Annotated in this window: 10 protein-coding genes and 2 rRNA genes; 5 read left to right on the plus strand and 7 right to left on the minus strand. The window is 54.3% G+C overall.

What is annotated here, in order from left to right:
• Positions 1-71: 71 nt before the first annotated feature.
• The 3 genes from Q1L34_RS05950 to Q1L34_RS05960 all read left to right on the plus strand — a co-directional run bounded on the left by Q1L34_RS05950 (position 72) and on the right by Q1L34_RS05960 (position 4914).
• Positions 72-2977, plus strand: a 23S ribosomal RNA gene (locus tag Q1L34_RS05950).
• 92 nt (positions 2978-3069) lie between these two features.
• A 5S ribosomal RNA gene (rrf, locus tag Q1L34_RS05955) occupies positions 3070-3185 on the plus strand.
• 430 nt (positions 3186-3615) lie between these two features.
• Positions 3616-4914, plus strand: a complete 1299-nt coding sequence (locus Q1L34_RS05960) for an MFS transporter (protein ID WP_004866498.1) — start codon at positions 3616-3618, stop codon at positions 4912-4914.
• 2 nt (positions 4915-4916) lie between these two features.
• Here Q1L34_RS05960 and Q1L34_RS05965 read toward each other — a convergent pair whose 3' ends face one another.
• The 5 genes from Q1L34_RS05965 to trxC all read right to left on the minus strand — a co-directional run bounded on the left by Q1L34_RS05965 (position 4917) and on the right by trxC (position 10639).
• Complete coding sequence (locus tag Q1L34_RS05965) at positions 4917-5240, minus strand: YfiM family lipoprotein (RefSeq protein WP_004866495.1); 324 nt, start codon at positions 5238-5240, stop codon at positions 4917-4919.
• 41 nt (positions 5241-5281) lie between these two features.
• On the minus strand, positions 5282-6637 hold the full coding sequence (gene pssA, locus Q1L34_RS05970) for a CDP-diacylglycerol--serine O-phosphatidyltransferase (protein WP_064356763.1): 1356 nt from the start codon (positions 6635-6637) through the stop codon (positions 5282-5284).
• Positions 6638-6751: 114 nt separating this feature from the next.
• Complete coding sequence (locus Q1L34_RS05975; RefSeq protein ID WP_327204397.1) at positions 6752-9409, minus strand: bifunctional acetate--CoA ligase family protein/GNAT family N-acetyltransferase; 2658 nt, start codon at positions 9407-9409, stop codon at positions 6752-6754.
• A gap of 35 nt (positions 9410-9444) precedes the next feature.
• Entirely contained in the window at positions 9445-10143 is a 699-nt protein-coding gene (tapT, locus tag Q1L34_RS05980; protein ID WP_054829159.1) for a tRNA-uridine aminocarboxypropyltransferase, read from the minus strand.
• 70 nt (positions 10144-10213) lie between these two features.
• Entirely contained in the window at positions 10214-10639 is a 426-nt protein-coding gene (trxC, locus tag Q1L34_RS05985) for a thioredoxin TrxC (protein ID WP_004866483.1), read from the minus strand.
• A gap of 203 nt (positions 10640-10842) precedes the next feature.
• On the opposite strand from trxC, the gene Q1L34_RS05990 reads away from it, so the two are divergent.
• Positions 10843-11913, plus strand: coding sequence for a tRNA/rRNA methyltransferase (locus Q1L34_RS05990; protein ID WP_004866478.1), 1071 nt, complete (start codon positions 10843-10845; stop codon positions 11911-11913).
• Between the two features lie 66 nt (positions 11914-11979).
• Here the strand turns inward: Q1L34_RS05990 and ung are convergent, their stop codons facing one another.
• Positions 11980-12669 (minus strand): uracil-DNA glycosylase, encoded by a 690-nt coding sequence (gene ung / locus Q1L34_RS05995; protein ID WP_004866475.1) that lies wholly within the window; start codon positions 12667-12669, stop codon positions 11980-11982.
• A 316-nt stretch (positions 12670-12985) separates the two neighbouring features.
• Here ung and grcA point away from each other — a divergent pair, with 316 nt between their 5' ends.
• Entirely contained in the window at positions 12986-13369 is a 384-nt protein-coding gene (gene grcA / locus Q1L34_RS06000) for an autonomous glycyl radical cofactor GrcA (RefSeq protein ID WP_004866471.1), read from the plus strand.
• 47 nt (positions 13370-13416) lie between these two features.
• On the opposite strand, the gene srmB is transcribed toward grcA, so the two are convergent.
• Entirely contained in the window at positions 13417-14742 is a 1326-nt protein-coding gene (srmB, locus tag Q1L34_RS06005) for an ATP-dependent RNA helicase SrmB (protein WP_004866469.1), read from the minus strand.
• Positions 14743-14836 lie beyond the last annotated feature (94 nt).

The following is a 14836-nucleotide window of genomic DNA, read 5'->3' on the forward strand; positions in this document are numbered from 1 at the left end:
AAAAGCGGTGTGTTCGAGTCTCTCAAATTTTCGCAACGCGGACTGTTTTACGAAACAGTTTCGGGTTGTGAGGTTAAGCGACTAAGCGTACACGGTGGATGCCCTGGCAGTCAGAGGCGATGAAGGACGTGCTAATCTGCGATAAGCGTCGGTAAGGTGATATGAACCGTTATAACCGGCGATTTCCGAATGGGGAAACCCAGTGTGATTCGTCACACTATCGTTAAGTGAATACATAGCTTAACGAAGCGAACCGGGGGAACTGAAACATCTAAGTACCCCGAGGAAAAGAAATCAACCGAGATTCCCCCAGTAGCGGCGAGCGAACGGGGAGGAGCCCAGAGTCTGAATCAGCGCGTGTGTTAGTGGAACGGTCTGGAAAGTCCGGCGGTACAGGGTGATAGCCCCGTACACTAAAATGCACACGTTGTGAACTCGAAGAGTAGGGCGGGACACGTGGTATCCTGTCTGAATATGGGGGGACCATCCTCCAAGGCTAAATACTCCTGACTGACCGATAGTGAACCAGTACCGTGAGGGAAAGGCGAAAAGAACCCCGGCGAGGGGAGTGAAAAAGAACCTGAAACCGTGTACGTACAAGCAGTGGGAGCCTACTTGTTAGGTGACTGCGTACCTTTTGTATAATGGGTCAGCGACTTATATTCTGTAGCAAGGTTAACCGTATAGGGGAGCCGCAGGGAAACCGAGTCTTAACTGGGCGTTAAGTTGCAGGGTATAGACCCGAAACCCGGTGATCTAGCCATGGGCAGGTTGAAGGTTGGGTAACACTAACTGGAGGACCGAACCGACTAATGTTGAAAAATTAGCGGATGACTTGTGGCTGGGGGTGAAAGGCCAATCAAACCGGGAGATAGCTGGTTCTCCCCGAAAGCTATTTAGGTAGCGCCTCGTGAACTCATCTTCGGGGGTAGAGCACTGTTTCGGCTAGGGGGTCATCCCGACTTACCAACCCGATGCAAACTACGAATACCGAAGAATGTTATCACGGGAGACACACGGCGGGTGCTAACGTCCGTCGTGAAGAGGGAAACAACCCAGACCGCCAGCTAAGGTCCCAAAGTCATGGTTAAGTGGGAAACGATGTGGGAAGGCACAGACAGCCAGGATGTTGGCTTAGAAGCAGCCATCATTTAAAGAAAGCGTAATAGCTCACTGGTCGAGTCGGCCTGCGCGGAAGATGTAACGGGGCTAAACCATGCACCGAAGCTGCGGCAGCGACACTATGTGTTGTTGGGTAGGGGAGCGTTCTGTAAGCCGTTGAAGGTGGCCTGTGAGGGTTGCTGGAGGTATCAGAAGTGCGAATGCTGACATAAGTAACGATAAAGCGGGTGAAAAGCCCGCTCGCCGGAAGACCAAGGGTTCCTGTCCAACGTTAATCGGGGCAGGGTGAGTCGACCCCTAAGGCGAGGCCGAAAGGCGTAGTCGATGGGAAACAGGTTAATATTCCTGTACTCGGTGTTACTGCGAAGGGGGGACGGAGAAGGCTATGTTAGCCGGGCGACGGTTGTCCCGGTTTAAGCATGTAGGCGGGAAGTTTAGGTAAATCCGGACTTCTGTTAACGCTGAGGTGTGATGACGAGGCACTACGGTGCTGAAGTAACAAATGCCCTGCTTCCAGGAAAAGCCTCTAAGCATCAGGTAACAACGAATCGTACCCCAAACCGACACAGGTGGTCAGGTAGAGAATACCAAGGCGCTTGAGAGAACTCGGGTGAAGGAACTAGGCAAAATGGTGCCGTAACTTCGGGAGAAGGCACGCTGATGGTAGGTGAAGCGACTTGCTCGTGGAGCTGAAATCAGTCGAAGATACCAGCTGGCTGCAACTGTTTATTAAAAACACAGCACTGTGCAAACACGAAAGTGGACGTATACGGTGTGACGCCTGCCCGGTGCCGGAAGGTTAATTGATGGGGTTATCCGTAAGGAGAAGCTCTTGATCGAAGCCCCGGTAAACGGCGGCCGTAACTATAACGGTCCTAAGGTAGCGAAATTCCTTGTCGGGTAAGTTCCGACCTGCACGAATGGCGTAATGATGGCCAGGCTGTCTCCACCCGAGACTCAGTGAAATTGAACTCGCTGTGAAGATGCAGTGTACCCGCGGCAAGACGGAAAGACCCCGTGAACCTTTACTATAGCTTGACACTGAACATTGAGCCTTGATGTGTAGGATAGGTGGGAGGCTTTGAAGCGTGGACGCCAGTCTGCGTGGAGCCAACCTTGAAATACCACCCTTTAATGTTTGATGTTCTAACGTAGACCCGTGATCCGGGTTGCGGACAGTGTCTGGTGGGTAGTTTGACTGGGGCGGTCTCCTCCCAAAGAGTAACGGAGGAGCACGAAGGTTAGCTAATCCTGGTCGGACATCAGGAGGTTAGTGCAATGGCATAAGCTAGCTTGACTGCGAGCGTGACGGCGCGAGCAGGTGCGAAAGCAGGTCATAGTGATCCGGTGGTTCTGAATGGAAGGGCCATCGCTCAACGGATAAAAGGTACTCCGGGGATAACAGGCTGATACCGCCCAAGAGTTCATATCGACGGCGGTGTTTGGCACCTCGATGTCGGCTCATCACATCCTGGGGCTGAAGTAGGTCCCAAGGGTATGGCTGTTCGCCATTTAAAGTGGTACGCGAGCTGGGTTTAGAACGTCGTGAGACAGTTCGGTCCCTATCTGCCGTGGGCGCTGGAGAATTGAGGGGGGCTGCTCCTAGTACGAGAGGACCGGAGTGGACGCATCACTGGTGTTCGGGTTGTCATGCCAATGGCATTGCCCGGTAGCTAAATGCGGAAAAGATAAGTGCTGAAAGCATCTAAGCACGAAACTTGCCCCGAGATGAGTTCTCCCTGACCCTTTAAGGGTCCTGAAGGAACGTTGAAGACGACGACGTTGATAGGTCGGGTGTGTAAGCGTAGCGATACGTTGAGCTAACCGATACTAATGAACCGTGAGGCTTAACCTTACAACGCCGAAGCTGTTTTGGCGAAGAGACGAAATGTTCAGCTTGATTACAGATTCATCATCACGCAGGAATGCGGGGTGAAACAGAATTTGCCTGGCGGCGATAGCGCGGTGGTCCCACCTGACCCCATGCCGAACTCAGAAGTGAAACGCCGTAGCGCCGATGGTAGTGTGGGGTCTCCCCATGTGAGAGTAGGGAACTGCCAGGCATCAAATAGAACAAAAGGCTCAGTCGAAAGACTGGGCCTTTTGTTTTATCTGTTGTTTGCCGGGAAACACTCACCGGGGCAGGATGTCCGCCATAAACAGCCAGGCACCAAATCAGTCAGAAGCCCGTCCTCACGGACGGGCTTTTTGCGTTTTTGTCCCGATACAAAGCGATCGGACTGCTAAGCAGCAATCTATCTGTTTGTTCAGACAACATAAAAGCCTGCCGTAGCCCCCTCATCACCATATTTCACTTTATCCCCGTTCAGGCTTTAGCGTTAATCCCGAAAACCACGCGACGAAAAAAAATGTGAGTTTAATCACATATAAATAAATAACAATTATATAACATTTGGTTTACTAATTGATTTGTCTCAGTGACGTGGCACGCCCGATAAGACAGATTGCAGTCTTTGCTGGAGCAGGATGACAATGGCAGAAAGCAGTATTAATGAACGGGGAACGCTGGAGCAAAGCGATACCCGCCGCCGCATATGGGCGATTGTAGGCGCATCTTCGGGGAATCTGGTTGAATGGTTTGATTTTTATGTCTATTCATTCTGCTCTCTCTATTTTGCACATATCTTTTTCCCTTCCGGAAACACCACCACTCAGTTACTACAAACTGCCGGGGTTTTTGCCGCCGGGTTCCTGATGCGCCCGATTGGCGGCTGGCTGTTTGGTCGTATTGCCGATCGCCGCGGACGTAAAGCCTCTATGCTCATTTCCGTATGCATGATGTGCATGGGCTCGCTGGTGATTGCCTGTCTGCCCGGCTATGCAACGATTGGCACATGGGCACCAGCATTATTACTTCTGGCGCGCCTGTTTCAGGGGATATCCGTCGGGGGGGAGTACGGTACCAGTGCAACCTATATGAGTGAGGTTGCCGTAGAAGGCAAGAAAGGCTTCTACGCATCATTCCAGTACGTGACGCTCATCGGTGGTCAGCTTCTGGCGGTGCTTGTGGTGGTGGCCCTACAGCAAATTCTTAGCGATGAGCAGCTGCACGCCTGGGGATGGCGGATACCGTTTGCGCTTGGGGCGGTACTTGCTGTAGTGGCCCTGTGGCTACGTCGCCAGCTGGATGAAACATCTAAGCAGGAGACGCGGGCATTAAAAGAGGCCGGCTCGTTCAAGGGGTTATGGCGCAATCGGAAAGCATTTCTGATGGTCCTGGGTTTCACCGCCGCCGGGTCGTTAAGCTTTTATACCTTCACGACCTATATGCAGAAATACCTGGTCAATACGGCGGGCATGAGCGCCGGTACAGCCAGTGTGATTATGACCGCGGCACTGTTTGTCTATATGCTGGCCCAACCGTTATTTGGCGCGCTATCGGACAAAATAGGTCGCCGGACATCAATGCTCTGTTTTGGCTCATTAGCGACGCTCTTTACCGTGCCGATCCTGAGTGCGCTGCAGGGCGTAACCTCACCCTACGCCGCATTTGGATTGGTTATCTGCGCGTTGATGATCGTGAGTTTCTATACCTCGATCAGCGGTATTCTGAAGGCGGAGATGTTCCCGGCTCAGGTACGCGCCCTGGGCGTTGGCCTGTCGTATGCGGTGGCAAATGCTCTGTTTGGCGGCTCGGCTGAATATGTCGCCCTGTCGCTAAAATCGGTCGGCGTTGAGCATGTCTTTTACTGGTACGTTACCGTGATGAGCGCGATTGCGTTTCTGGTCTCTCTGATGCTGCATCGTAAGGGCAAGGGATTACGACTTTAGGTCTACTGGTGCGCCAGCTGCCACACGGCATAACCCGTCGTGGCGCCGGCCACATCCCACGCGAAATCCTTCCAGCTCCAGCCGCTTCCTGCCGGACGGCTGTCCCAGAGTTCTTTCGAAGCCCCCAGACTGACGGAAAACATCAGGCCAATGGCCGCGCTTCGATCGCGACTGTAGCCCTGATGCTGGGCATATTCGTTACCGGCCGCCGAGAGCATTGCCGAGGCCAGAAAATGCTGGGCCTTATCCTGACCGCTCCATGAATCATGTGCCATATGGCTACAGCCGGTGAGCAGCAACGGGGTCATAATGATAAAAGTGCGCATACACATTCCAGAAAAAAGCCCCGGCGATACGGGGCAGATATTCAGAGAATACGGCTGATCAAGCGGTCGATACGGATGCGCCTCAGGCGGCGAATCAGTTTGCGTACCTTGACCGGGTAATCCGCAATGCTTTGCAGATCGCGATAGTGTTTAACGACCGTCGTGTGCTGACGAATCAGATGCAGCTCTTTTTCACGCATCGCGCCGAGCTGATGCTGCGGATCGTGAATCAGAATCGCATTTTCCAGATCCAGGCGCCAGGCGCGCGGATTGAGGTTATTACCGGTGAGCAGCATCCACTCATCATCAACCCACATTCCCTTAAGGTGATAGCTGTTGTCGTCATCTTTCCACAGACGAACAATCAACTGGTCAGTATTAACATAATACTGCAGTCGGCTGAGGAAGCGGCGGAGGTTGATTTCATACAGATAGGGGAGTGCGCCGATAATCTTAAACGGCTGATCTTCAGGAATATAGAAGTCATTCGCTGTTTTATCGCCAACGATAATCTCTACCTGCTTCCCGCTACGCAGTAGCTGAATGATGTTACGCACCAGAAGAGCCGGAAGGTTGAAATAGGGCGTACAAATCGTCAGCTTACGCTCAGCGCAGGGCATCAGGTGGAAGATGGTTTTATTCAGCAGGCTCGATTTGCCCAGGCCGACCAGCGGCGTGACCGACAGCCGATCGTCATCCGCATTGCCAGAGAAATGATAGCCGCTGTCACGCAGTTCCTGGCGGTACTGGCGGATATCGTTTTTGATTTCCGGGCTTTTCGGGCGATCGGCGCTGTCGAGACGGTTTACGCCGCGGCCTTCAACCAGATTGTGTTCGACCCAATCGAACATCACATCGGCCATTTTGCCATTGCGAATACACTGATAGCGGTCGTAACGATACTTATCATGCTGATGCAGATAGACATCGTTCAGGCTTGCGCCACTGTACAGGACGCAATCATCGATAATAAAACCTTTGAAGTGCAGCACGCCGAGGGCTTCCCGGGTATTGACCGGCACGCCATAAACCGGGATATCGACGCCGGGGTTTTCCTGCGCCATGCGACAGTACCAGTCGGCATTCGTGTTCGCTGCCGCTGCGCCAATACGTCCACGTTGGGCGCGATGCCAGTCAACCAGAACGCGAACATCTAGCTCCGGACGCTGACGCTTGGCATCGTAAAGTGCCTGCAGAATTCCTTTGCCGCCATCATCCTGCTCCAGATAGAGCGCAACAATACAAATACGCTGGGTGGCGTGGGCTATCTTTGCCAGTAACGCTTGCCGAAAATCCGCAGGAGCGTAAAAGAACTCGATATCATCAACTGACTGAGAAAGCTTAGGGAGTTGGGCAAGGTGTTGTTGATGTTTATTACGCTTAAATTTTGACAACATCACAGTGCGTTTCTTCTCTGTTTATTGAAGGGTCTTCTGTACCATGCAGACGACGTAAGCGGGCAATAATAACATTACTGTTCGCGAATGTGGTCAACAATTGCGGTCGCCAGTTTATGATTGTTGTGGTGCCAGTTGCAGGGACAAACTCACAATCCCGTCCTCCAGCTGAATATCAACCGCGAACCCCAGCTTCCTGGCAAGGCCGATCATGCCTCTGTTATTGGGCATGGTGATGCCATTTAGCCGCTGCAGACCGTGGCTTTGGGTGTAGGCAATCAGCTTTTCCAGCAGCCGCCGGCCTAAACCTAACCCCTTCAGATCGGAACGAACCAGTACGGCAAATTCCGCATCAATGTTATCAGGATCGGAGATGGCTCGCGTTACGCCAAGGATCTCATTGCTTTCGGCGCTGGTGCGTACGGCAACAAACGCCATTTCTCGATCGTAGTCGATCTGCGTCATATTGGCTAAGTCATCGTGAGTAAATTCATTGATTTCGCTGAAATAACGATAGTACAGATCTTCTTTCGTTACCTGACCGATAAAGGCCAGAAGCAGCGGCTCATCTTCCGGCAGGATCGGGCGAAACAGACAGCGCTCGCCATTTTTCATCACCACCCACTCTTCCTGCTGCTGCGGATAAGGGCGGATGGCCAGCCGGCTTTCGCTGTCGCCGCTAAACGGCGCAAGGGCCAGCGTGACGTCAAGCGCGGTGAACTCGTTACCCGAAGCGAGCAGCGGGTGAATATCCAGCCGCTGGATCTCCGGACAATCGACGATGAGATTCGATACCTGGACCAGAAGTTGGCTCAGGCCAGACACATCCAGCGGGCGCAGCGCGCTGCGGCCACGGATCTTCTTACTTTTGATCGCCTGGATCACCAGGTATCGGGCCAGATTCATATTTAACGGCGGGAGGGCGACGGCGGCCTGATCTTCCGCACGCCATTCGACGCCACCTTCGCCCAGCATAATCAGCGGGCCGAACACCGGATCGTGCTCAACGACGACCCGCAGCTCCTGCGCGCCGGCGCGGTTGGCCATACTTTGTACCAGCAGACCGTGAATACGTGCCTGGGGCCAGGCCATTTTCACGCGGTCGAAAATAGCATCCGCCGCCTGCTGCACTTCCGTGGCGGTACGCAAATAGAGCATCACGCCCTGAACTTCCGATTTGTGCGGAATATCCGGCGAGCGCAGTTTCAGCGCCACCGGGTAGCCAATTTGTTCGGCGATGTGCACCGCTTCGGCGCTGTCGGCGGCAATCCATGTCGGTAAGGTGTGGATCCCGTAAGCGTGCAATACCGGGCTCACTTCATGGGTGTCTAACGAACGGGCACCTTCGCGAATCGCTTGCTGCAACAACATATGGGCTTCTGCGCTATTGGCGGTCACCGTATCCGACAGAACCGGCGTCTCCCGGAGCTGTTTTTGGTTACGTCGGTACTCCACCATATGCATAAAAGCGGTAATGGTTCCTTCCGGCGTGCGGTAGGTTGGCAAGCCAGCATCGCTGAACAGGCGGCGGGCTTCCTGAGAAGAGTATTCACCACACCAGTTCGTTAGTACCGTGACATATTTACCGCGCGGATGTTGTTTCAGCGCGTCGATCAGGGCGAGGGCGCTTTCGGTTCCCGGGGCGGCGGCGCTGGGGGAATGAATCACCAACAGGGCGTCGTAATCCTGGCTATCCAGCAGAACGTTCAGCGCCTTGAGATAGTGTTCGCTGCTGGCATCGTCACGGAGATCCAGCGGGTTAGCGATGCCGATACCGCCCGGCAGCGCCTGGCGTAGTTTTTCACAGGTCTCTTCGCCGAGAGTGGCAAGCTTGCCGTTTCGTAGCCACAGTTCATCCAGCGCCAGCGCCGCAGGAGCGGCACCGTTGCTGATGATCATCAGTTTCTCACCGCGCAGCGGGCGCATATGGCTGAGGGTTTCAACCGCCGAGAAGAGCTCATGAGTATCCTGCACGCGCAGTAAGCCCGCTCGCTGAATCGCGGCGTCCCAGGCCGGATCCATACCCGAATTGACGTGGAGCAGCTTTTGCGCGGCTGGACTGCGGCCGCTTTTGATCACCAGGATCGGTTTATTACGCGATGCACTGCGCGCCGCGGACACGAAGCGTCGGGCGTCACTCAGGTGTTCAAGGTAGAGCAGAATGGCGCTGGTTTTACTGTCGCGGGCAAGGAAGTCGAGGAGGTCGTCGACATCAATATCCAGGCTATCCCCAAGCGCAATAAAGTAAGAGAAGCCCATTTCGCGCTGCTGCGCCCAGTCAAGAATGGTATTGGAAACCGCTGCGGACTGGGAGATAAACGCCAGCTTGCCGCGATGAATCGGTACCGGCGAAAAGCTGGCATTCAGCCCCTGCCAGGGCGCAAGCAGGCCCAGACTATTGGGGCCAAGCAGACGCATTTGATAGCGTGCGGCGCATTCGAGCAGCACGGGATATTGTTCCGGCGGGGAGGAGAGAATAATGCAGGTCTTGCACCCCTTTTGCCCCAGCGCGTCCAGCAGCTCGGGGTTTCGCCGGGCGTTGGTACAAAGCACGGCCAGGTCCGGGGTGAATGGCAGGCTGTCGATGGTTGGCCAGGCCAGTACGCCCAGAACGGCCTTCCAGGCCGGGGTGACGGGCAGGACCGGGCCGTTGAATCCCCCGGCCAGCAGGTTACGCATCATCAGATAACCGGCGCGCTGTGGTTTCATTGATGCGCCAATAACGGCGATCGACTTCGGCCGCAGCAGTGCTTCCAGGCCTCGTTGGCTCATACCGGTCTCCTTTGATCCCCAGTGACCGAATGATTTTAAACGCTTTCTGCCATTTGTGCTGTGATGCTGCCCTTATGCTGCGTTTTTCCCACCAGATAGCGGGTACGGAACAGGCTAAAATGGTCCCCGAGCGCGCGTGCGGCCGTGCGGTCTTCAGCAAGATCGAGCAGCGCAATGGCCACTTCTGCGGTGCAATACTGCCCCTCGGCATGCGCTTCTCTCAGGTGATAGGCCGAAATACGTGACAGATCGACAGAGATGACCGGTAGCGCGTCAAGATACGGGCTTTTACGAAACATTTTTCGCGCTTCCGTCCAGGTTCCGTCAAGCATGATAAACAGCGGCGGTTTCCCCGCCGGCGGGGCGCTCAGCACCTGGCGTTCCGCCCCGGCGTAAGAGGCCGGGAAGACCACCATTGGCTGGTAATCCGGGTTGGCGACCAGATCGAGTAACGCCTGCGGCGGCTCGGTTCGTGACCATTGAAAGGCTTCCGTATCCGGCAGAATGTCGGCAATAAGACGCCCGGTATTGCTTGGCTTCATCGGCTCGGTATCGAACATCACCAGGCAGAAACGACTGGCGGCCGTTGTTGGCGCCAGGGTTGCGCACAGGCACTGCTTCAGCGGTAACAGACAGCGTTGGCAGCGATGGACCCGGTTACCGCGCGCGAGAAAAGGCCGGGTCGCGCGAGCGAGACGTTCGGCGCGAAGGCGAAGGACGGCGTTATCAATCATAAAGTGTCGCTAAGAAAAAACGCCATTGTCGCAGAGGTGAAAAAGGGGCACAAGCTGTGCCCCGGTAGGTTTACTGCGCGTTGGCTTCATTAAGCCAGCTGTCGAACGGCGCTTTTGGTACCGCGCCGTTAAGCATGTCGATGACTTCGCCTTTTTTAAAGATCATAATGGTCGGAATACTGCGGATGCGGAAACGCGCGCTCAGCTCGCGTTCAGCTTCGGTGTTCACTTTTACGAAGCGCATCTGGCCGCTGCGTTCTTCCGCGACGTCTTCAAAGATTGGCGCAAAATTACGGCAAGGACCGCACCATGGCGCCCAGAAATCGACAACAACGGGCAGATCGTCCTTCAGTAGTTTATCCAGCGTTGCCCCGGTCGCGTTGATGACGTCGCCGTCAAAAAGATCGTGGCCGCAGCGTCCGCATTTAGCGCCATCGGCACTACGATCGTCGGGGATGCGGTTCAGAGCCTGACAACTGGCACAAACGGTATTCATAACTAACCTCTGGTTATGGGTTGCAACGTGGCACGTGGCCGATTTGTTTCTTTAATGTTACATATTATCGATTAGCAGCGATTAAACAACAATGCGTTTTGTTCGATGAATACGATAGACCCTATCTTTTAAACGAAATCATGGCGCAGCGGTGACACATCGGGTAATCTTCGCGCTTCGCGCAGCGCAGGTGGAGAAAATTGATGAGCGACGAACTGAAAAATAAAAGCGGCAAGGTCAAAGTGATGTATGTCCGCAGTGATGATGATTCTGACAGACGCACCCATAACCCGCGTACCGGGAAAGGGGGAGGACGCCCAGGAAAATCTCGTGTTGACGGCCGTAGCCGCCCTGCCCGCGATGAACGTAACAGCCGCGGCGATGACCGCAAACGTGACGATCGTAAACGCGATGATTTCGATCGTGACAGCTCTTCTCCGTGGCGTACCGTCTCGCGAGCACCAAACGATGATGCGGCGGTGAAGCCGGATCACGGCGGGATCAGCGGTAAAAGCTTTATCGATCCGGAAGTATTACGTCGCCAGCGCGCGGAAGAGACCCGCGTTTACGGTGAGAATGCTTGTCAGGCGCTGTTCCAGAGCCGTCCGGAAGCGATTGTTCGCGCCTGGTTTGTGCAGAGCGTTACCCCGCGTTTCAAAGAGGCGCTGCGCTGGATGGCGGCGAACCGCAAAGCTTATCACGTGGTTGATGAAGCTGAACTGGCAAAAGCGTCCGGTACCGAGCATCACGGCGGCGTTTGCTTCCTGATTAAGAAACGTAACGGTACCTCCGTGGCTCAGTGGGTCGCCAAAGCCGATGCCGAAGATTGCGTTCTGGCGCTGGAAGATGTCGGTAACCCGCACAACCTCGGTGCGATCATGCGTAGCTGTGCGCATTTTGGTGTCAAGGGTGTGGTGGTGCAGGATGCCGGCATGCTGGAATCTGGCGCGGCAATCCGTACCGCAGAAGGTGGTGCAGAACACGTCGAACCGATCACCGGCGACAGCTTTATCGACACTCTGGAGCAGTTCCGCAAAGCGGGCTACGCTATTGTTTCGACCTCCAGCCATAACGGTACGCCGTTACATAAGGCTGAGCTGCCGAAGAAAATGGTGCTGGCATTAGGCCAGGAGCGCGATGGCCTGTCTGATGCGGCGATCTCCAGTGCCGATCTTAACGTTGCCATTGAAGGTACCGGCAATGTTGAAAGCCTGAACGTTTCCGTAGCGACCGGCGTATTGCTGGCCGAGTGGTGGCGTCAGAATAAGGTCTGATGGCCGAGTTCAGCTGAAAAAATGCCAGCGTTACGCTGGCATTTTTGTTTCTGCGAAAGGCGGAGGTCAGGCATCTCCGGCCGGTAATACCGGCATCCAGTCAATGGGAGACTCGCCGCGCTCGGCCAACCACTGGTTAGTCTGGACGAAGTGATTACTGCCAAAGAAGCCGCGATGGGCGGAAAGCGGCGAAGGATGCGGCGCTTTCAGCACGCAATGGCGTTGCCTGTCGATAATCGCCCCTTTTTTCTGCGCATGGGCGCCCCACAGTAAAAATACAACCCCTTCCCGATGTTCGTTGATCAATGAAATAACCTTATCGGTAAAGGTTTCCCAGCCAAGACTGGCATGCGAATGGGCCTGACCTGCCCGCACCGTCAGGACCGTATTGAGCAGCAGTACCCCTTGTCGTGCCCAGCTCTCCAGATAACCATGCGTCGGACGGCTGAATCCCGGAATCGTCCCTTCCAGTTCTTTATACATATTGAGCAGCGACGGCGGCGTCTGAATCCCCGGAAGCACGGAAAAGGCCAGGCCGTGAGCCTGTCCGGGCCCGTGATACGGATCTTGCCCAAGAATAACCACTTTGACATCGCCAAGTTCGGTATAACGAAAGGCATTGAAGACATCTTTTTGCGGCGGATAAATCGTCATACCCGACTGGCGCTCTTCGGCGACAGTTTTGAGGGTATTCACAAAATAGGGCTGCTGCTTCTCTTCCGCCAGCACGTCGTGCCAGGTCAACGGGGTGGTCATCTTGCTCTCCTGCAAAGTGTCATTGCTATAGCTTAACTGCTTCTTTCTGCATAACAAAATCCCCGGTGTCTGACTGACGGTTTGTATGCAAAAAAAATTGAAAATTTACAAAAATATTTTGCATTGGCTCTGGCGTAACTTGATGTAAAACAATAATATCCTCCTATACCCATTTTTATTGAGTGGTTTTTGTTGATTTAAGTCAATGAATGCCGGTTGTTTGGCTGATATACATACACTCAGACAACAATGGTTTTACCAATTGGCCGGGAACGGGCCAGGAAAACGAATAAATATTGCCTAAGGGAGGCATCAAATGATTACTGGTATCCAAATTACTAAAGCTGCAAACGACGACCTGCTGAACTCTTTCTGGCTGCTGGACAGCGAAAAAGGCGAAGCCCGCTGCCTGTGCGCTAAAGGGGGTTTTGCTGAAGATGACGTGGTTGCGGTTAATAAACTGGGTGAAATCGAATACCGCGAAATTCCGCTCGATGTGAAACCGGAAGTCCGTGTAGAAGGTGGCCAGCACCTGAACGTTAACGTGCTGCGTCGTGAAACGCTGCTGGATGCGGTTGAACATCCGGAAAAATACCCGCAGCTGACGATTCGTGTCTCTGGCTACGCGGTACGCTTTAACTCCCTGACACCAGAACAGCAGCGCGACGTTATCGCTCGTACCTTTACTGAAAGCCTGTAAGTCGACGCTTAAACCTAAAAACGCCGGGATATCCCGGCGTTTTTTTGTTACTGCTGATTTTCACCAGCGCTGCCGCTTGGTTTACGGCGCTTGCCAATATTTTTGGCATCGCGGTGACGTTTTTTCACTCGCGGTTTCTCTTTATCTTTCTCTTTTTTCTGCTCGGCGCGTTTAGCCAGTACCTTTTTGGACGGCTTACCGGTCAGCTTCTCACTCGGTGCGCGGGTCGTCGGGCGCAGTTCATCAATAACGCGCGCTTTGAGCGGCTCGTCGATATAGCGACCAATTTTACCCAACAGCAGATGGTCATGAGCTTCAACCAGAGAAATGGCGACGCCTTTTTTCCCCGCGCGGCCGGTGCGTCCGATTCGATGCAGATAGGTATCCGCCGTGCGCGGCATGTCGAAGTTGAAAACGTGGCTAACGTCCGGAATATCTATCCCGCGGGCAGCAACATCGGTGGCAATCAGCACATTCATACGACCGTCGGTCATACGTTTGATTGCTTCGTTACGCTTGGCCTGCACCATTTCGCCTTCCAGCCAGCAGGTATTGATCCCCGCTTCGCGCAGCCAAGAGGCCAGTTCATGAACGCGCTCGCGCTTACGCACAAAGACGATAGAGCGGGTCGCATCCGGCTGTTTCAGCAGGTTAACCAGTAACGCGGTTTTATGCTTAATGTCATCGGCGCGATAGTACCACTGATGAATTTTCTTACGTTCGCGCGTGGAAGGACTGGCGGAAACTTCAACGGGCTCTTCCAGCAGGCGCTCGGCAAAGTCTTTAATCGCATCGCCTTCGAGAGTCGCGGAAAACAGCATGGTCTGCTTACGCCAGCGGGTTTCACCGGCAATGTGCTCGATATCCTGCGCGAAGCCCATATCCAGCATACGGTCCGCCTCATCGAGGATCAGCGTTTCGACCGCCCGGCAGTCGAAGTTTTCTTCTTTAATGTATTGCAGCAGTCGGCCGGTGGTCGCGACCACAATATCCTGGTTCTCGCTGAATACTTCCGCGTGGTTCATGTATGCGACACCGCCGGTGATGGTGGCAATGTCCAGGTGCGTGTGTGCGGCCAGCTCACGGGCATGGTCGGCAACCTGCATTGCCAGCTCACGGGTCGGCGTCAGGATAAGAATACGCGGTGGTCCCGACTTCTTACGCGGGAAATCAAGCAGGTGCTGCAACGCTGGCAGCAGATACGCCGCTGTTTTACCGGTACCTGTCGGGGCTGAACCGAGAATATCACGGCCATCAAGCGCAGGCGGAATAGCGGCGGCCTGAATGGCTGTCGGGCGTGTGAAACCTTTTTCCTGGAGGGCTTCCAGAAGGTTTTCGTCGAGTTCAAGTTCGGAAAAAGTCGTTACAGTCATGATCTACCTCTGAGTGGACCGACGATTATAGACGTTACGGGCGTAATGTTCATCTGTTTGTAAGGCTATCTGTTCTCCGGTATTGTGCATAGCT

The organism is Klebsiella ornithinolytica (assembly GCF_030505655.1).
Taxonomy (GTDB): Bacteria; Pseudomonadota; Gammaproteobacteria; order Enterobacterales; family Enterobacteriaceae; genus Klebsiella; species Klebsiella ornithinolytica.

Bases quoted from the DNA above. Each gene is read 5' to 3' on its own strand.
- Q1L34_RS05960 (WP_004866498.1), top strand. From the start codon at position 3,616: ATGGCAGAAAGCAGTATTAATGAACGGGGAACGCTGGAGCAAAGCGAT.
- Q1L34_RS05965 (WP_004866495.1), bottom strand. From the start codon at position 5,240: ATGCGCACTTTTATCATTATGACCCCGTTGCTGCTCACCGGCTGTAGC.
- pssA (WP_064356763.1), bottom strand. From the start codon at position 6,637: ATGTTGTCAAAATTTAAGCGTAATAAACATCAACAACACCTTGCCCAA.
- Q1L34_RS05975 (WP_327204397.1), bottom strand. From the start codon at position 9,409: ATGAGCCAACGAGGCCTGGAAGCACTGCTGCGGCCGAAGTCGATCGCC.
- tapT (WP_054829159.1), bottom strand. From the start codon at position 10,143: ATGATTGATAACGCCGTCCTTCGCCTTCGCGCCGAACGTCTCGCTCGC.
- trxC (WP_004866483.1), bottom strand. From the start codon at position 10,639: ATGAATACCGTTTGTGCCAGTTGTCAGGCTCTGAACCGCATCCCCGAC.
- Q1L34_RS05990 (WP_004866478.1), top strand. From the start codon at position 10,843: ATGAGCGACGAACTGAAAAATAAAAGCGGCAAGGTCAAAGTGATGTAT.
- ung (WP_004866475.1), bottom strand. From the start codon at position 12,669: ATGACCACCCCGTTGACCTGGCACGACGTGCTGGCGGAAGAGAAGCAG.
- grcA (WP_004866471.1), top strand. From the start codon at position 12,986: ATGATTACTGGTATCCAAATTACTAAAGCTGCAAACGACGACCTGCTG.
- srmB (WP_004866469.1), bottom strand. From the start codon at position 14,742: ATGACTGTAACGACTTTTTCCGAACTTGAACTCGACGAAAACCTTCTG.